At 39.9% G+C, this 18,043-nt stretch carries 22 protein-coding genes; 18 read left to right on the top strand and 4 right to left on the bottom strand.

What is annotated here, in order from left to right; translation table 11 throughout:
• Positions 1-16 precede the first annotated feature (16 nt).
• The 16 genes from ACULLG_RS05100 to ACULLG_RS05025 all read left to right on the top strand — a co-directional run bounded on the left by ACULLG_RS05100 (position 17) and on the right by ACULLG_RS05025 (position 10,231).
• Complete coding sequence (locus tag ACULLG_RS05100; protein ID WP_452125683.1) at positions 17-1,804, top strand: tetratricopeptide repeat protein; 1,788 nt, start codon at positions 17-19, stop codon at positions 1,802-1,804.
• A 34-nt stretch (positions 1,805-1,838) separates the two neighbouring features.
• Complete coding sequence (locus tag ACULLG_RS05095; protein ID WP_452125682.1) at positions 1,839-2,156, top strand: DUF4286 family protein; 318 nt, start codon at positions 1,839-1,841, stop codon at positions 2,154-2,156.
• A 4-nt stretch (positions 2,157-2,160) separates the two neighbouring features.
• Positions 2,161-2,469: a gamma-glutamylcyclotransferase family protein gene (locus ACULLG_RS05090; RefSeq protein WP_452125681.1), complete on the top strand. Its 309-nt coding sequence runs from the start codon at positions 2,161-2,163 to the stop codon at positions 2,467-2,469.
• Between the two features lie 18 nt (positions 2,470-2,487).
• A complete protein-coding gene (rsmA, locus tag ACULLG_RS05085) occupies positions 2,488-3,360 on the top strand; it encodes a 16S rRNA (adenine(1518)-N(6)/adenine(1519)-N(6))-dimethyltransferase RsmA (RefSeq protein WP_452125680.1) in 873 nt (290 codons plus the stop codon).
• Positions 3,347-4,699 (top strand): magnesium transporter, encoded by a 1,353-nt coding sequence (gene mgtE / locus ACULLG_RS05080; RefSeq protein ID WP_452125679.1) that lies wholly within the window; start codon positions 3,347-3,349, stop codon positions 4,697-4,699. The genes rsmA and mgtE overlap by 14 nt, the downstream gene beginning before the upstream one ends.
• Before the next feature lie 11 nt (positions 4,700-4,710).
• On the top strand, positions 4,711-5,076 hold the full coding sequence (locus ACULLG_RS05075; RefSeq protein WP_452125678.1) for a cupin domain-containing protein: 366 nt from the start codon (positions 4,711-4,713) through the stop codon (positions 5,074-5,076).
• A 20-nt stretch (positions 5,077-5,096) separates the two neighbouring features.
• On the top strand, positions 5,097-6,029 hold the full coding sequence (locus ACULLG_RS05070) for a 2-hydroxyacid dehydrogenase (RefSeq protein WP_452125677.1): 933 nt from the start codon (positions 5,097-5,099) through the stop codon (positions 6,027-6,029).
• 9 nt (positions 6,030-6,038) lie between these two features.
• Entirely contained in the window at positions 6,039-6,455 is a 417-nt protein-coding gene (locus ACULLG_RS05065; protein ID WP_452125676.1) for a response regulator transcription factor, read from the top strand.
• Between the two features lie 77 nt (positions 6,456-6,532).
• Entirely contained in the window at positions 6,533-7,039 is a 507-nt protein-coding gene (locus tag ACULLG_RS05060) for a DUF4199 domain-containing protein (protein WP_452125675.1), read from the top strand.
• A 7-nt stretch (positions 7,040-7,046) separates the two neighbouring features.
• The gene (locus ACULLG_RS05055) at positions 7,047-7,514 is read left to right on the top strand and encodes a DUF1801 domain-containing protein (protein WP_452125674.1); all 468 of its coding nucleotides are present in this window, start codon (positions 7,047-7,049) and stop codon (positions 7,512-7,514) included.
• Complete coding sequence (locus ACULLG_RS05050) at positions 7,515-7,901, top strand: VOC family protein (RefSeq protein ID WP_452125673.1); 387 nt, start codon at positions 7,515-7,517, stop codon at positions 7,899-7,901.
• Positions 7,902-7,953: 52 nt separating this feature from the next.
• Positions 7,954-8,325, top strand: a complete 372-nt coding sequence (locus ACULLG_RS05045) for an NINE protein (RefSeq protein WP_452125672.1) — start codon at positions 7,954-7,956, stop codon at positions 8,323-8,325.
• Positions 8,326-8,418: 93 nt separating this feature from the next.
• Complete coding sequence (locus ACULLG_RS05040) at positions 8,419-8,742, top strand: ArsR/SmtB family transcription factor (protein WP_452125671.1); 324 nt, start codon at positions 8,419-8,421, stop codon at positions 8,740-8,742.
• 2 nt (positions 8,743-8,744) lie between these two features.
• On the top strand, positions 8,745-9,248 hold the full coding sequence (locus ACULLG_RS05035) for a DUF6428 family protein (protein ID WP_452125670.1): 504 nt from the start codon (positions 8,745-8,747) through the stop codon (positions 9,246-9,248).
• Positions 9,249-9,259: 11 nt separating this feature from the next.
• The gene (locus ACULLG_RS05030; protein ID WP_452125668.1) at positions 9,260-9,751 is read left to right on the top strand and encodes an N-acetyltransferase family protein; all 492 of its coding nucleotides are present in this window, start codon (positions 9,260-9,262) and stop codon (positions 9,749-9,751) included.
• 57 nt (positions 9,752-9,808) lie between these two features.
• Complete coding sequence (locus tag ACULLG_RS05025; RefSeq protein WP_452125667.1) at positions 9,809-10,231, top strand: arsenate reductase ArsC; 423 nt, start codon at positions 9,809-9,811, stop codon at positions 10,229-10,231.
• A 16-nt stretch (positions 10,232-10,247) separates the two neighbouring features.
• Here ACULLG_RS05025 and ACULLG_RS05020 read toward each other — a convergent pair whose 3' ends face one another.
• The 3 genes from ACULLG_RS05020 to ACULLG_RS05010 form a co-directional block, all read right to left on the bottom strand.
• A complete protein-coding gene (locus ACULLG_RS05020; RefSeq protein ID WP_452125666.1) occupies positions 10,248-12,068 on the bottom strand; it encodes a GNAT family N-acyltransferase in 1,821 nt (606 codons plus the stop codon).
• Positions 12,069-12,146: 78 nt separating this feature from the next.
• A complete protein-coding gene (locus ACULLG_RS05015) occupies positions 12,147-13,397 on the bottom strand; it encodes an aspartate kinase (protein ID WP_452125664.1) in 1,251 nt (416 codons plus the stop codon).
• A 28-nt stretch (positions 13,398-13,425) separates the two neighbouring features.
• The gene (locus ACULLG_RS05010; protein WP_452125663.1) at positions 13,426-13,908 is read right to left on the bottom strand and encodes an N-acetyltransferase family protein; all 483 of its coding nucleotides are present in this window, start codon (positions 13,906-13,908) and stop codon (positions 13,426-13,428) included.
• A 112-nt stretch (positions 13,909-14,020) separates the two neighbouring features.
• Between ACULLG_RS05010 and fbp the strand changes: the two genes are divergently transcribed.
• On the top strand, positions 14,021-15,022 hold the full coding sequence (gene fbp, locus ACULLG_RS05005) for a class 1 fructose-bisphosphatase (RefSeq protein WP_452125661.1): 1,002 nt from the start codon (positions 14,021-14,023) through the stop codon (positions 15,020-15,022).
• A gap of 2 nt (positions 15,023-15,024) precedes the next feature.
• On the opposite strand, the gene ACULLG_RS05000 is transcribed toward fbp, so the two are convergent.
• The gene (locus tag ACULLG_RS05000; RefSeq protein ID WP_452125660.1) at positions 15,025-15,447 is read right to left on the bottom strand and encodes a TerB family tellurite resistance protein; all 423 of its coding nucleotides are present in this window, start codon (positions 15,445-15,447) and stop codon (positions 15,025-15,027) included.
• 113 nt (positions 15,448-15,560) lie between these two features.
• Between ACULLG_RS05000 and ACULLG_RS04995 the strand changes: the two genes are divergently transcribed.
• Complete coding sequence (locus tag ACULLG_RS04995) at positions 15,561-18,023, top strand: ligase-associated DNA damage response DEXH box helicase (RefSeq protein ID WP_452126530.1); 2,463 nt, start codon at positions 15,561-15,563, stop codon at positions 18,021-18,023.
• The last annotated feature ends 20 nt before the right edge of the window (positions 18,024-18,043 follow it).

The following is an 18,043-nucleotide window of genomic DNA, read 5'->3' as shown; positions in this document are numbered from 1 at the left end:
GAACTAAAACAACGCATTGCGATACCTGCTATTTCTTATTGTGTACTTCGTACTCCAGACTTTTTCATATGCCCAAGAAGATTTCCTGGCCAAACAGTATTTCAATGACGGGGATTACGAAAAAGCAGTGGTTTTCTATGAAAAGCTGGCGCAAAAGAATCCAAGGCGTACAGATTATTCCGAAGGATTGGTGGCCTGCTACCAACAACTGGAACGATATTCGGATGCGGAGAATTTTTTGTTGAAAAAAATTGAGGACACCTATGCATTTCCAACATTTTTTATTGAGTTGGGCTATAACTATACGTTGCAAAACCAATCCGAACAATCCATCGCATACTACGAAAAGGCAGTTCAAAAAATTGATGAAAATCCCAATTATGGCTATAGTGTGGGATATCGCTTTCAAAAATACGCTCTTCTGGATTATGCCATAGAAGCATACACCCGAGCAATGGCCTTAAAACCCGATTTGAACTACGATTTTCAGCTAGCTCGAATCTATGGGGAACAAGGCGACATCACAAAAATGTATCAATCCTATCTAAACCTTATAGCCGAAGGCAGAACCTCTCGATCCAATGTTTTAAGAAACATCGATGATTTTATTTCTGAAGAACCCTCCAATGAGAATAACATACTGCTTAGAAAAGTACTGTTGAAAAATGCACAACAAAATCCAGATGTGCTTTGGAATGAACTATTGAGTTGGCTTTTTATTCAACAAAAACAATATAAAAGCGCTTTTGGACAGGAAAAAGCGATCTACAAACGTACCGACGGCAGTTCAATGGACAGAGTCAACAGCCTAGGGCAGATTGCTTTGGAAGACAAAGACTATGTCTCGGCAAACTCAATTTTTGAATTTATTGTAGAAAACAGCAACGACCCAGTGGCCAAACTGAATGCCGAACTTCATCTCATAGATATTCAACTTGTGGATTCCAACAGAAAAACCTTGGATGCAGTGGAAAAGAAGTTCGAGGAACTTGTTTTACAATACGGAAATCAGAGCAGGACCCTTCAATTGCAAATAGCGTATGCCAATTTTCTAACCTTTAAAAAAGAAAGCGCTGCCCCAGCTATTGCCATGTTAAAGGAAAGTCTTCGACTTCCTCTAAGCCGCATGGGCATTGCCTATGTTAAATTGGCCCTTGGTGATATTTTGGTGTTCGACCAAAAATTCAACCAGGCATTGATTTATTTTACCCAAGTACAGAAAAGCTTAAAAAATGATGTCCTGGGTCAAGATGCCCGTTATAAAGTAGCACAGACCAGTTTTTACAAAGGCGATTTCGATTGGGCGCTTACACAATTGAAAGTGCTCCGTGGATCAACCTCGCAATTGATTGCCAACGATGCCATGCAATTAAGTCTTTTGATTTCAGATAATTCGCTGGAAGATTCGACCCAAACCGCACTTAAAAAATACGCTCGTGCCGATTTGTTGGCCTATCAAAACAAAAAAGAACAGGCCATTGAGGTCTTGGAAGATATTTTACAGAACCATAAAGGCGAAAAAATCGAGGACGAAGCTCTTTTAAGACAAGCGCAGCTTTTAGAGGAAAAAAAATCGTATTCCGATGCCGAGTTCAACTATAAAAAGATCGTGGAGTTTTATGCCGACGGGATTCTTGCAGATGATGCCCATTTTGCTTTGGGTGAATTATATAGAAACCAATTGAGTGAGACCGAAAAAGCAAGGGCACACTACGAGAAAATTATTTATGATTATCAAGACAGCTATTACTTTCCAAAGGCCCGCAAGCATTTTAGGCGGCTCAGGGGCGATGCAATCAACTAATTCTTTGTTACTTTGAACCATCAAACAAAGGACAATGCTGATTTACAATGTTACCATTAATATCGATGAAAGTGTACACAGCGAATGGCTGTCATGGATGAAGGACAAACACGTTCCCGATATGTTGGCCACAGGAAAATTTTCCCATGCAAAAATGACAAAAGTTTTGGTTGAAGAAGACTTGGGGGGCATTACATATTCGGTACAGTACACCACAAAAGATCGTGCAACCCTGGAAGCATACTATAAAGAAGATGCAGAACGGCTTCGTGGTGATGCGCTTAAACTGTTTGCAGATAAATTTGTAGCATTCAGAACCGAACTTGAAGTTGTAAGCCAACAAATTCCATAGCACTTTGGAATATCTTTTCACCTACGGCACCCTTCAAGACAATCAAGTACAGCACTATATTTTTCAACGGAGTCTTGAAGGTCAACCGGATTCACTTCCTGGTTTCAAACGTTTTGAAAATGCCGTTTACGGTCGTTATGCAATTGTAGTACAAACCAATAAGCCCGAAGATAAAGTGGAAGGGAAGGCATATGAAGTTTCTTTGGAAGAATTGAGCAAGGCCGATATTTACGAAACCAATGCCTACAAACGGGTAAAAATGAGGTTGACTTCGGGCATTTCAGCCTGGGTTTATGTTGAAAATTCACACTAACTTGCAAAAAAGAGTCGCGTGTCCAAAAAAAAGAAAAAGAAGTTTGCCCATCACCAAACGCAAAAATCTAATAACCGGAACTTCGAAAGCGAGGTCAAAGCGAAAAAACATTTAGGGCAGCACTTTTTAAAGGATGAATCCATAGCCAAAAAAATAGCGGAAACCTTATCCCTGGATGGTTATTCCAATGTCATAGAAATTGGCCCCGGTATGGGGGTCTTGACCAAATATCTTCTGCAAAGGGATTTGGATTTGGTTGCAATGGATTTGGATTCGGAATCCATAATCTATTTGAATCACAGCTTTAGATTGGAACATCCGGCAATTTTGGAACGCAACAACAGCTTAAAAGTAATAGAGGGCGATTTCCTAAAGTATGATTTAAAACAACTATTTGGAAATGAGTCATTTGCAATTACAGGAAACTTTCCTTATAACATCTCTACCCAGATTGTTTTTAAAATGCTGGAAATGCGACAACAGGTTCCAGAGTTTTCTGGAATGTTTCAGAAAGAGGTTGCCCAACGGATTTGTGAAAAACCCGGGAACAAAACCTACGGGATCCTTTCGGTTCTTGTTCAAGCGTTTTATTATGCGGAATATTTGTTCACCGTCCCTCCTGATGTTTTTAACCCTCCACCTAAAGTCCATTCCGGAGTTTTGCGTTTGATTCGAAAGGATAATATAACCCTTCCTTGTGATGAACATTTATTCTTTAAAGTGGTTAAACTGGCCTTCAATCAAAGACGAAAGACCATTCGCAACAGTCTTAAAACATTCAACCTTTCCCAAAATCTAAAAGAAGATACTATCTTTGACCGTCGTCCAGAACAGCTAAGCGTAGCTGACTTTATTGGGCTGACGCAAAAGATAGCCGATGACCCCGTTTAAACTCACAGACGAGCTTGTTGCCGACATCAAACAGATGATCACCGAAAACAAAAACGGTGACCTTCGGGCAATGATGAAGGAATTTCACTATGCTGACATCGCAGAGATAGCCGATGAACTCACAGTGGAGGAGGCCACCTATCTTATTAAACTGCTCGATAGCGAAAAAACATCAGATATCCTCGCCGAAATGGACGAAGATATCCGCGAAGCGGTACTCAACAATCTTTCGGTGAAAGAAATAGCCGGTGAGCTCGAGGAACTGGATACCGATGATGCTGCGGATATCGTCAACGAACTTCCCAAAGAAATTGTCCAAGAGGTCATTTCCGAAATTGAGGATAAAGAACATGCAAAAGATATTGTAGATCTATTGCGTTATGATGAGGATTCCGCAGGTGGACTTATGGCCAAGGAATTGGTAAAAGTAAAGGAGAACTGGAATGTCCTTACATGCGTAAAAGAAATGCGGACACAGGCTGAGAACGTGACCAGGGTACATTCTATTTATGTGGTGGATGATGAAGATAAACTTAAGGGAAGGCTTTCTTTAAAAGACCTCTTGACCACATCCACAAAAACACACATCAAAGATGTGTATATCCCCAAGGTCGACTCCGTAAATGTGAATGAAAAATCGGAAGAGGTTGCCAAAATTATGTCCAAATATGACTTGGAGGCCATTCCTGTAGTAGACGAAATAGGCAGGTTAGTTGGGAGAATTACCATTGATGATATTGTGGATGTTATTAAAGAGGAAGCAGACAAGGATTACCAATTGGCCGCAGGTATTTCTCAAGATGTAGAGGCCGATGATAGCATTTGGGAATTGACCCGGGCCCGGCTTCCCTGGTTGATTTTGGGATTGTTTGGAGGTTTGGGCGCCGCTGCCATAATGGGTGGGTTTGAAGAAATGATTGCCAAACATGCAATTTTATTTTTCTTTACCCCTTTAATTGCCGCCATGGCCGGTAATGTTGGAGTGCAATCCAGTGCAATAATTGTACAGGGCCTCGCCAACGATGATTTAAAAGGCAGTATCAGCAATCGGTTGATCAAAGAAATGTTACTTTCCTTGTTGAACGGACTTATCTTGTCCGCCCTGCTTTTGGTCTTTACCTGGATCTGGAAAGGGGATTTTTTGACCGCTCTGGCCATATCCATTTCCTTGGTGGCCGTTATTCTAGTAGCTGGATTTATTGGTACATTTATTCCGCTGTTTTTGGATAGAAGGGGAATTGATCCGGCAATAGCCACAGGTCCGTTTATAACTACTAGCAATGATATTTTTGGAATTTTGATCTACTTCTGGATTGCCAAGATTATTTTAGGAATTTAATTTTTCTTCTGATGAAACCCATCAATATAAAACAAAAACATGCCGAATTTACCAAACAATGGCACCCACATCAAATTGCCATAGTAGATGATATGCAAGTGCTTTTGGCAAAATTGCAGGGCGAATTTGTTTGGCATGCCCATGAGCATGAGGATGAGCTTTTCCAGGTAGTAAAAGGAACCCTCTATATGCAATTTAGAGATGGGGTCGAAGTTGTCAATGAAGGAGAAATCATTGTGGTTCCGAAAGGCGTGGAGCATAATCCCATGACAAAAAATGGTGAAGAAGTACAGGTGTTACTTTTCGAAAAACTGAGCACGGCTCATACTGGAGCAGTTCAGCATGAAAAGACACAAACCGAGTATCCCAAAATTTAAGGAATTGTATATTTGGCCCCATGAAAGTTCTCCACCTCGACACCAACCACCCATTACTCTTGGAACAACTATCCCTATTGGGATTTGAAAATGACGAGGATTATGAATCTTCCAAAGAAGAAGTGGAAAAAAAGATTCACCAATATGACGGCTTAATAATCCGCAGCCGATTTACCTTGGATCAACAGTTTTTGGACAAAGCCACCAATCTGAAATTTATTGGTAGGGTCGGTGCCGGATTGGAAAATATTGACACTGATTACGCAAAGCATAAAGACATATTTTTGGCTTCGGCCCCAGAGGGAAACCGAAATGCTGTTGGGGAACATACGTTGGGCATGTTACTCGCTCTAATGAACAAAATAACTAAGGCCAACAGAGAGGTTAAAAAAGGGAAATGGGACCGCGAAGGTAACCGAGGGGTGGAATTGGATGGAAAAACAGTGGGCATTATCGGTTATGGGAACATGGGGAAGGCTTTTGCCAAAAAGCTCCGTGGCTTTGATGTAGAAGTAATCTGTTATGATATTGTTGGTGGCGTTGGTGATGAAAATGCCCGGCAAGTGGGAATCATGGAATTAAAGCAAAAATCTGATGTGGTCAGTTTACATGTTCCGCAAACAGAATTGACGATTGGAATGGTCAACTCCGAATTTATTGAAAAGTTTCATAAACCTTTTTGGCTTTTGAATACAGCTCGGGGAACATGTGTGGTAACCAAAGACTTGGTCAAGGCGCTTAAAGCCCAAACAATTTTGGGAGCTGGATTGGATGTGCTCGAATACGAAAAAAAGTCTTTCGAAAACATGTTCGGCAAAAAGCCGAAAGCCTTCAAATATCTTCGAAAAGCCAAGAATGTGCTTCTTACCCCGCATGTTGCGGGTTGGACGGTAGAAAGCAAAGAAAAGTTGGCTCAAACCATTGTGGATAAAATCCAGGATAGATTTTGCTAAATTTAGTGGGTGAAAAAGACCATTTTTGTTTTTTCTGCCCTGATTATTGCTTTGCTCGTACTCTTTCAATTGGGCAAATACGCATATGTTTCCGGGGACATGTCCATAGAAATTGCCATCGCCATTGTTGCAGTTCTCTTTTTTATCATCGGAGTCTACATGAACAAAAAATCATTGACTCAAAAAACAGCTGCCTCGTCAATAATTGACGCAAAAAAAATCAGTGATTTGGGCATTAGCAATAGAGAATATGAAGTGCTTCTCCATATTTCTGAAGGTATGTCAAACAAGGAAATTGCCGACAAGCTATTTCTTTCGGAAAGTACCATAAAGACACATGTGTCCAATCTTTTGGTGAAATTGGATGCCAAGCGCCGAACACAGGCCATTCAAAAGGCAAAAGACCTTCAAATTCTCTCTGTTTAAATGATTTTGGTACTTTAGTATGACTCCAAAACATTCTCTGCAATCTACATTTAAGGCAACCATCTAAATAAATAATTATGAAAAAAACAGTAATTCGATTTGGAATATATGGAGCGGTTACTATTTGGATTCTATTTCTAATAAGTTTGTTTCTGTTGGCCAATTTATCCTTCGCCACCCAGGAAATCCTGGGCTATGTTGCCATGGTTCTTTCTCTGGGCTTTGTCTATTTTGGAATCAAGCACTTTAGGGATAAGGAAAATGAAGGGGCAGTCACTTTTAAAAACGCCTTGATCATTGGAATTTTAATTAGTCTTATAACCGCTTTGGCCTTTGGAATTCTAGACACCGTGTATTCACAGATATTGAATCCGGATTTTATGACGGACTATTACGATACTATTGTTGAAGGGCTGAGAAATACGCTTCCACCCGATGAGTTTCAAGAAAGATTGGCAGAAATAAATGCCGAAAAAAAGATGTTCTCAAATCCCTTGGTCTCATTTGCCTTTATGGCCATGATGGTTTTTGTGATAGGTTTTATCATTTCATTGATTTCAGCTTTGATTTTACAACGAAAATAATTTCAATATGACCATAGACGCCAAAACTCCAGATGAATACATTGGCAAACTGCCTGAGGGAAGAAAAGAGGCCGTATCCAAATTGCGAAATACGGTACGCGAAAATCTACCTTCGGGTTTTGAAGAGTGTATTAGTTATAAAATGATAGGTTTTGTAGTGCCGCATTCGTTGTATCCGGATGGATACCATTGTGACACAAAGCTTCCACTCCCCTTTATAAACATTGCATCACAAAAACATTTTGTGGCCCTATACCACTCCGGAATTTATGCGGACAAAAACCTATTGGATTGGTTTGTTGGTGAATATCCAAAACATGTAAAGACCAAATTGGATATGGGCAAAAGCTGTATTCGTTTTAAAAAAATGGAAACCATTCCCTACGACCTTATTGCGGAGCTATGCCAAAAAATGACGCCAAACTCTTGGATTGCGCTTTATGAAAAGAACGTAAAAAATCGAAAAACTAAATAGATGAAAAACAGAGTAACTGGATTGGGGGGCTTCTTTTTTAAAACAAAAGATCCGGACAATATTAAAAAGTGGTACAAAGAGCATCTAGGTATTCCAACAGATCAATATGGCTGGAGTTTTTGGTGGAAAGACAAAAACGGAAAGGATTGTATGACCCAGTGGAGCCCGTTTAAAGATGATACCACCTATTTTCAACCAAGTGAAAAACAGTTCATGATGAACTTCAGGGTTGAAAATTTAGTGGAGCTTTTGGCCGCTCTAAAAGAAGAAGGTGTTACAATAGTAGGTGAAATAGAAGAATACGACTATGGTAAATTTGGATGGGTCCTAGATCCCGAAGGCAATAAATTGGAGCTTTGGGAACCTGTTGATAAAGCTTTTCTGTAGATATTGAATTATTTGTTACATTTAGAATTAGTATTAACCAACAAACAATGTCATGTCCGAAGAAGAAAAAGATTTAGGAGATAAAGCCAAAGATGCAGCCAATGAGTTTGCGGAAGAAGCAAAAGAAACCGCCAAAGAATTTAGTGAAGGGGTTAAAGAAACCCTTAACGCAGACAACAAAAAGATTCTTGCGGGAATCTTGGCCATTGTTTTAGGCGGATTCGGAGTTCATAAATTTATTTTGGGCTACAACAAAGAAGGGATTATCCTTTTGGTTTGCACCATAATCCTTGGTATTGTTACCTGTGGCATTGCAAATATGATAGTTTGGGTAGTAACTTTGGTTGAAGGAATTATTTACCTCACCAAATCAGATGAGGAATTCTATAACACATACCAAGTAGGAAAGAAACCTTGGTTCTAAAACCATAAGCCGGAGAAATACGCTTCGGCTTTTTATTTGCTTTTATTATCGTAATATTGCAATATTAAATAATTTGTATATATTTGTCCTCAAATGGGAGTTACCAAGACACATATGTTCACAACTAGACAGAATGAGTTGGCGCAAGTTGCCAAGGTTTTAGCACATCCTGCTAGAATCGCCATTTTGGAATATATAAGTAAACAAGAAGGCTGTATTTGTAACGATTTGGTAGATGTTATTGGCCTTGCCCAACCCACCATCTCCCAACATTTGAATGAAATAAAAAAACTTGACCTTTTAAAAGGAACTTTTGAGGGCAAAAATCTTTGTTATTGCATAAACGAAGAACGCTGGCAAGAATTACAACAATCTTTTCAGCTGTTCTTTTCCAATATTAACTTTAATTGTTGTTAATCATGAATACTTCAGAATTTTTATCACTATTAAAACAGCACCAAGACAAAAGTCTATTGTTTGAGTATACCGATGGTAAATTTGTTGGCGCAAACTACCACATTACCGAAGTTAAAAACATCACTATTGATTCCATTGATTGTGGTGCCCAAACCGACTTTTGGAAAGAGACCATTGTACAACTTTGGGAAAGCCCTGAGGAAATTGGGAAAACTGAATATATGTCGGCCTATAAGGCTTTGGCCATTTTAAACAAAGTGGACCGTATTAAACCCATGACCAAAGAGGCGGAGGTCAAATTTGAATATAGCAATGACGGCTTTCATACGGCACAACTGTTTGTGAACGATTATGCCTTGGATTCAAACAAATTGACATTTAAGCTATCCGTTCAAAAAACAGATTGCAAGGCCAAAGAAACCTGCGGAGTTTCGGAAAAGACAGAAAAGATGGAAAAAGTAGCGGCCGAAGAAGGATGCTGTACAGGCACTAGTGCTTGCTGCTAAAAACATTGACCATGCATATCCGGGAAATGAAAGCTACTGACTGGGGGCAAGTCTCTCAAATATATCAAGAGGGAATTGCCACCGGTTTTGCTACATTTGAGCAGCAAACACCCAGTTATCTCGAATGGAACCAAGCCCATTTGGAGAAATGTCGTTTGGTAGTAGAAGAAAATGGGAATGTAATTGGTTGGGCAGCTTTATCTCCAGTGTCTAGCAGATGTGTATACGGAGGCGTGGGAGAGGTCAGCGTTTACGTTGCAAAAAATGCCCGAGGCAAAGGTGTTGGAAGACTTTTACTAGAGCTATTAATCATTGAAAGTGAAAAAGCGGGGTTCTGGACCATACAATCTGGGGTTTTTCCAGAAAACGAAGGAAGCATTCGTTTACATGAAAAAGTTGGCTTTCGTTTCATCGGAAAACGCGAAAAAGTGGGTAAGATTGGTGGGGTTTGGAAAGACAACCTGTTATTTGAAAGAAGAAGTACCAAAGTTGGAATAGATTAAACAAACTTGTCATATCGAGCACTGTCGAGATAGACATAAAAAAGAACAAATTAAAAAATGAAAAACGTATTGGTGCTTTGCACCGGAAACTCCTGTCGTAGTCAAATGGCCCATGGGTATTTGAACTATTTTCAAGATTCACTCGCAAATATTTATAGCGCGGGAATTGAGACCCATGGACTTAATCCTGGAGCGGTCTCCATCATGAAAGAGGACGGTATTGATATTTCAGGCCATACCTCCAATCATGTTGATGAGTATGATGGCATTGAATGGGATTTTATCATCACGGTCTGTGACCATGCCAAGGAAAACTGCCCATTTATCCCCTCTAAAAACGCAGAACGAATTCACCATAACTTTTTTGACCCTTCTAAGGTTGAAGGTACGCCCGATGTTAAACATGCGGCCTTTTTAAAAGCTAGGGATGAAATTAAAGAGTTTTGTCATGTTTTTGTAAAGGAGGAACTACTGAATTAAACTGGCTGTTTTTATCCTATTCAAGAGTGGCGTGGGCATTTCCTTCTGTCAGTTTTCGTTCCAGTTCAGCCTGGAATTCTTCCATTACGGGTTTTACCGTGCTTTCTGGCAAGTCCGCAATTCTTATATACATCAATCCATCCACAGAATTATTGAATAGCGGATCCACATTGAAGGCCACTACTTTTGCATTTTGCTTGATGTATTTTTTTATCAGAACAGGCAAGCGAAGACTGCCGGTTTCGATTTCGCTGATTAGTTTATCAAACTTGTTTAGGTCTGCCTGGGTCTCATCAAACACAAATTCCTTGTCCGCATCCTTCAGCTGAACCTTGAATTCTTTTTTCGGTCTTACATATTGTGCCACATATGGATCCCAATAGTTGGATTTCATAAATTCAATCATCAACGATTTTGAAAAATTGGAGAACTGATTGCTGATACTTACCCCTCCTATCAAGTATTTATGCTCAGGATGCCTTAATGTGGTATGCACAATACCCTTCCATAATAAAAAGAGTGGCATAGGTTTTTGCTGATACTCTTTCATGATGTATGCCCGCCCCATTTCAATGGACTTTTCCATCATTCCATACAACTCAGGCTCAAAACGGAAAAGATCCTGCAGATAAAACCCATCTATTCCGTAGGTTTTAAAAATTTCGGTGCCCAATCCCATACGGTAAGCCCCTACAATGCTTTGCTCAATATTGTCCCAAAGAAACAGGTGGTGATAGTAAGTATCAAACTCATCCAAATCAATGGAATTGTTTGTTCCCTCCCCTACTTCACGAAAAGTTATCTCTCGTTGCCTTCCAATTTCATTTAAAATAAAGGGCATATCCGATTGCTGGGCCAGAAAAACTTCGTAGTTTTTGCTCTGTAGCATTCGGCAGTCCTTTTCCCGCAGTCTGTCAATCTCTCCCTGAAGCACTTTTGAGCTCACTGCGGTTGCAATCTTCTTTGGTGGTTTTGGGATTTTTAAAGTTGTGGGGACTTTATCGATCAAACGTTCTTTTTCAAACACATTGGCCAACAGATAGGTCTTTTTGCGGAGCAACTCGGTAAAAGACTCCAAAGTCGGTTCTTCTTGTTGTGCCTTAACCGATATGGGTTGCCCTATTCTAACCTTTATAGGTCTGTTACGCTGCGATGTTAGTTCTGAAGGTAATTTGGCTGTCCTGAACACATCATTTATTTTGGACAATCTATAAAAGAGACGACTATTTCTGGCATGAAAATAAATGGGGACAACCGGAACCTCAGCTTTCCTTATCAGTTTTAGTGCAGCCTCTTCCCATGGTTTGTCAACCACCAACTTTCCATCCCGGTATGTTGACACTTCTCCAGCAGGAAAAATCCCCAAAGGATGCCCTTCTCCTAAATGCAAGAGTGCATTTTTGAAACCCATGATACTGCTTTTTGCATCCTTATGGTTTTCAAAAGGATTCACCGGCATAATAAATGGCTTTAGTGGCTCTATTCTGTGTAACAAAAAATTGGCGACTATCTTAAAATCCGCTCGTTCCTGGAGCATGAGTTTTAAAAGCAAAACACCATCAATTCCTCCAAGTGGATGATTACTTATGGTGATATAGGGACCTGATTTTGGAAGACGTTTTAAATCTTCCTCGGGGATATCAAAATCAATTTCATAATGATTCAGAATCTCATCCAAAAAATCCTTTCCTGAAAGTGATCTGTTCTTATTATAAAAACGGTTAATGGTAGTGATCTTCGTGGCCACCATCAAAAGCCAACCAACAAAGGTGCCAAAAAACCCGTATTTTTCTAGATTAATGACCTTTGCTACCTCTTTAGCGGAAACCAGCCCCATAAAAATTAAATTAGGTAAGCGTAAAGATAGAAAAAACCCGAGTTTGGAATTTCCTTCGTTTGACTAATGTGGATATTTTTATTTCACCACAAGCTGAACTGTCTCTTTACCACGTTGTTCCACCAAAACAGACCGTCCGTTTTGGAGTGATTTTACAGCATTATCATCAAAATGTCGAATAGTGTAAAGGGAAACATTTTCGTGACACACGACTTTGAACCTTTTCTGCAATTCGTTCAACATAGGTTGAAGTCCATTAAATTTGTTATCCAAACATACCGAAAAACTAATCGCGGAGTTTTGAATCATATCCACTTTCATTCGATGGTCATGGAACAACCTGAAGATTTCGCTTATGTTGTTTTCCACAATAAAGGAAAAATCGAGTGATGATAGCTTTAGTAATACCTGGTCCTTTTTAACAATAAAACAAGGTATCTCAGGCGAGATTCCCACCCCTTTGCACACCTTAGTTCCTTTTCCTTTTGGGTTTACAAAGGATTTTACATGAAGTGGAATTTCTTTTCGTTGTAAAGGTTGTAGCGTTTTTGGGTGAATTACCGAGGCACCATAAAATGCAAGTTCAATGGCTTCACGATATGAAATCTTATCCAATAACTGGGTTTCTTCAAAATTTCTTGGGTCGGCGTTTAAAACTCCTGGGACATCCTTCCAGATGGTAGCGGAGTCAGCATTAAGACAGTAGGCCAAGATGGCCGCAGTGTAATCAGAACCTTCTCTTCCCAATGTGGTAGTAAAATTGTTATCATCACTTCCCAAAAAACCTTGGGTGATGTTCAACTTTGACATATCCACCTTGTTGGAAATTTCACTTTGGGTGCGCTCCCAGTTTACGGCGGCGTCCCTATAGTTGTTGTCGGTCTTGATCAAATTTCTAACATCTTGCCATACGTTAGGGATTCCAACCTTGTTTAAATATTCGCTTATGATTGTTGTTGATACCAACTCGCCATAGCCAACAACTTGATCATACACAAATGCATACTTTGGCGATTTATTCCAAGTAAGAAAGCCCTTAACTTCTTCAAAAAGCAATTTTATCTTGGCATATACGGGATGATTCTTGTTGTCGAATAAGTCCATAAGAATGTTTTCATGGTATTCAACAACTTCTTGTATTGAAGTATTAAGAGCAGACTTATCTTTAAAATAAGCAGTAACCACCTTTTCCATCGCGTTAGTGGTCTTGCCCATTGCGGAAATAACGACAAACGTATCCTCATGTCCAACTTCTTGCAGCACTTTTACAACGTTACGAACTGCCTCTGCATCTTTTACCGATGCTCCTCCAAACTTAAAAACTCTCATAAGTTTCTTTTGTATATAACCCTAAGGGTTAGTTTAAATTTTCAATATATCTTTCAATTCCTTTTTCATCGAGCTGAACCACATCCCAATCGCGTCTTACCAAGGCCCCCTTCTTTTCATAAAATGTAATGGCCGGTTCGTTCCAATCCAAAACTTCCCAAGAAATTCTTCTAACGCCCAGGGAATGACCATATTTAACAACTTCATCCAAAAGTGCGGTACCCAAACCCGTTCCTCTCATTTTTTCCGTAACAATCAGGTCCTCTAAATGCACCGTGGGACCTTTCCAGGTGGAATACCTAGGATATATCATGGCAATCCCTACGATATCATCTTCATTTTCTGCCACAAAACAATGAAAAAGCTTGCTGTCGCCAAATCCATCATTGATCAAATCTTCTTCGGTTACTTCAACAGCTTTGGGGTCTTTCTCAAATTCTGCCAATTCTTGGATAAGAGTTAAAACCTTGTGCATATCTTCCTTGCGTGAATTCCTGATTGAATATTCCATGTTGTTATAAATAAAACTCAAAGTTATAAATATCTATAATTATCGCTGGGCGAAATCGTTATAGTTTCACAAAATACACGATATTTGTCGCCAAATAAAACAGCCTTCATTCATGTTTAATAGGAACAAGACTCTTGGTGAATTTATCATCGAAAACCAGACCGAATTCCAGTACTCCACTGGGGAGCTTTCAAAATTGATCAATGCCATACGATTGGCCGCTAAAGTAGTCAATCACGAAGTGAACAAAGCAGGTTTGGTGGACATATTGGGCACTGCCGGAGACACCAATATACAAGGTGAAAATCAACAAAAACTTGATGTATTAGCCAATGAAAAGTTTATTCAGACATTAAAAAATAGGGAAATCGTCTGCGGAATTGCTTCGGAGGAGGAAGATGATTACATCAGCATAAATAGTCAGGACGAAAACCATCAGAATAAATACGTAGTGCTTATCGATCCTTTAGATGGATCTTCCAATATTGATGTAAATGTTTCGGTGGGGACTATTTTTTCAATCTATAGAAGGATAACGCCAGTAGGAACTCCTGTAACTTTGGAAGATTTCCTTCAGCCTGGAAAAAACCAAGTGGCTGCAGGATATATTATCTACGGAACGTCCACAATGCTTGTTTATACCACCGGGCATGGGGTGAATGGTTTTACACTGAATCCTGCCATCGGCACTTTTTACCTATCTCATCCCAACATGCAATTTCCTGAAACGGGCAAAATCTATTCTGTAAATGAAGGGAACTATATTCATTTTCCGCAAGGCGTGAAAGATTACATCAAATATTGCCAAAAAGAAGAAGAAGATAGACCTTATACTTCACGATATATTGGTTCCTTGGTTTCCGATTTCCATCGAAATATGATCAAAGGCGGAATTTATATGTATCCCAAAAGCAGTAAGGCCCAAAAAGGAAAGCTGCGGTTATTGTATGAATGTAATCCAATGGCTTTCTTGGCTGAACAAGCCAATGGCAAGGCAAGTGACGGACACCAACGTATAATGGAAATACAACCCACAGAATTGCATGAGCGTGTTCCCTTTTTCTGTGGCAGTAAAAAAATGGTGGAAAAGGCCGAGGAATTTATGCAATCCTAGACCTACTTTTTAAGTAGATATTGGTAATCTTCAAAAGCTATCTTACCACAGAAGATATCAAATGACTTTTTGATGATTTCCACGGCATCTTCCGGTGAGTAACCCAAACCAATAGCATATTTTTCAATAAGTTTTTCCTGGTCCTCATCAATGCTTTGATCAGCAAATGCCATCTTAAAAAAGTCGAACAAACGCATTAAACGCTTTTCTCCACTATGCGGAGTTTCAATGGGGTATTTATTCTCTTTTTTCATTACCTCTTTGTATTCCGCATCGGTAATGTTCAATTTAAAGGCAAACTTATCAAGGATGGCTTTTTCTTCCTCAGTAATAATACCGTCAGCAGCAGCCAAAGTGGCCAAAGTGGCAAAATGAGCCAAGTTTTTACGCTGTTCTCCGTGCTCGTATAAATCTAAAATGGGCATGTGCAAAAATTTGTTCGGCAAATATAATTCTTAATGTAGAAAGGATTGTAAAATTATGACCAAAAGAAATTTGTAATTTTCATTTTGTTATCTAACTTTTCAAAATTGTTCCACTGCAACAATCCGAACTTTTCCATATTGCCGAAAACTGGTTCCGTCAACAAGATTGGAAACCTTTTCCCTTTCAAAAAGAGACCTGGAAATCTTTTTTGAATGGAAAACATGGTCTGCTCAATGCCCCAACCGGAAGTGGAAAGACCTACGCACTTTGGTTTCCTATTGTTCTGAATTACATTAAAAACAACCCGGATTATAAGAAAAAGCACAAAAAAGGTTTGAAAGCTATTTGGATAACGCCTTTAAGGGCACTTTCCCAAGAGATCAAACAATCTGCCGAGCGAATAACCCAAGACTTGGGAACACAAATGACCGTTGGCATCCGAACCGGTGACACCTCAACTGCCGAAAGGGCGAAGCAAAAAAAGAGCATGCCCGACCTGTTGATCACCACACCTGAAAGTCTCCAATTGTTGCTCTCTTCCAAGGGGTATGACAAGGTTTTTAAGAATTGCTCTGCCATAGTAGTTGATGAATGGCACGAACTTTTAGGCTCCAAAAGAGGAGTACAGATGGAATTGGGCCTTTCGCGGCTAAAAACTATCTGCAAAAACTTACGCATTTGGGGAATTTCTGCCACTATTGGAAACTTGGAGCAAGCCCGTGAAGTGTTATTGGGACCTACTTCTCTAGAACTTGAAAATTCGATATTGGTCAAAGCCAACCTCAATAAAAAAATTACGGTAAAAAGTATCATTCCAAAACAAATGGAAACCTTCCCTTGGCGCGGACATTTGGGCTTGCGTTTGTTGGAAGATGTAGTTCCTATTATCAATAATAGTAAAACCACATTGTTGTTCACCAACACCCGGGGGCAATGTGAAATCTGGTTTCAGAAAATATTGGAGAAACATCCCGAATATGCCGGGGAGATTGCCATGCACCATGGCAGTATCAATAAAGATACCCGCCTCTGGGTGGAACAGGCCATTCGGAACGAAAGTTTAAAAGCGGTTGTCTGCACTTCCAGTCTGGATTTGGGTGTGGATTTTGCTCCGGTGGAAACTGTAGTACAAATTGGAGGCCCAAAAGGTGTTGCCCGTTTTTTACAGCGTGCAGGACGTAGCGGTCATCGACCTGGCAAGGAAAGTGTCATCTACTTTTTGCCTACACATGCCATGGAACTTATTGAAGCTTCGGCGATGCAAAAAGCCGTATTGAACGCAGCAGTGGAAGATAGAATTCCCTACCTGAACAGTTATGATGTTTTGATTCAATATTTGACAACACTTGCTGTTTCCGATGGATTTTACCCAGACGAAATCTACCCAGAGATTAAAAATACGTTCTGCTATCAAACCCTTACCGAGGAAACATGGCAATGGTTGTTGAATTTTTTGGTGATGGGTAGCCAGAGTCTCAAGACCTACGACGAATACAAAAAAGTAGAAGTGGAATCTGATGGAAGGTTCAAGGTGAATAACTTGGCCATAGCCCGAAGACATCGATTTCAGATTGGGACTATTGTGGGTGACGCTAGTCTATCGGTTCGTTACCAAAAAGGAGGGTACATCGGCACCATAGAGGAGTCTTTTATTTCAAAATTATCCCCAGGTGATGTTTTCACTTTTGCTGGACGCAATCTTGAGTTTATCCGAATAAAAGACATGACCGCCCAAGTAAGGAATTCATCCAAGCGGAGCAACAAAATCCCTTCGTGGATGGGTGGACGTTTGAGCTTTTCAGCAAAAATGTCCGAACTGTTGCGTCAAGAATTGTATTCGGCAGAATTGGAATCCAAAGCCCAATCTCCCGAAATACGGTCTTTGGCCCCTCTGTTTGCTAAACAAAGAGAAGAAAGCATTGTTCCACAACCCAACCAATTTTTAATTGAAACCTTTAAAACCAATGATGGCTACCATCATATTTTTTACCCTTTTGAAGGTAGGGCCATTCATGAGGGAATGAGCAGTTTGTTGGCCTATCGGATTAGCCTGCTCTCTCCCATCACTTGCTCATTGGCGTTTAACGATTATGGATTTGAACTGCTTTCCGATAAGGAAATAGATATTCAGGCAGTGTTGGATAATAATTTGTTCACTCCGGAATATATGTTGAGTGATCTTCAAAAAAGTTTGAATTCCAACGAAATGGCGCGTCGTAAGTTCCGGGATATTGCTGTAATAAGCGGTATGGTATTTACCGGTTATCCCGAAAAAGGCATCAAAATGAAACACCTGCAAAGCAGTTCACAATTGCTTTTTGACGTGTTCAAGGATTTTGAGGATGATAATTTACTGTATCAACAGGCCTTTACCGAGACCTTCGAACATCAGCTTGAGGAAGGCCGCCTTCGGTTGGCCTTGGAACGCATAGCCCAACAAGAAATTGTTTGGAAAAAATGCCAAAACCCTACTCCCTTTTCATTTCCAATTATAACAGACAGATTACGGGAAAAACTATCCAATGAAAAACTGGCCGACCGTATTAAACGGATGACCAAAATTTTGACAAGGTAAATTTTCAATTTAACTATCTT

The sequence above is a fragment of the Flagellimonas sp. 2504JD1-5 genome (assembly GCF_053618295.1).
This window is presented reverse-complemented; position numbering and strand designations above follow the sequence as displayed.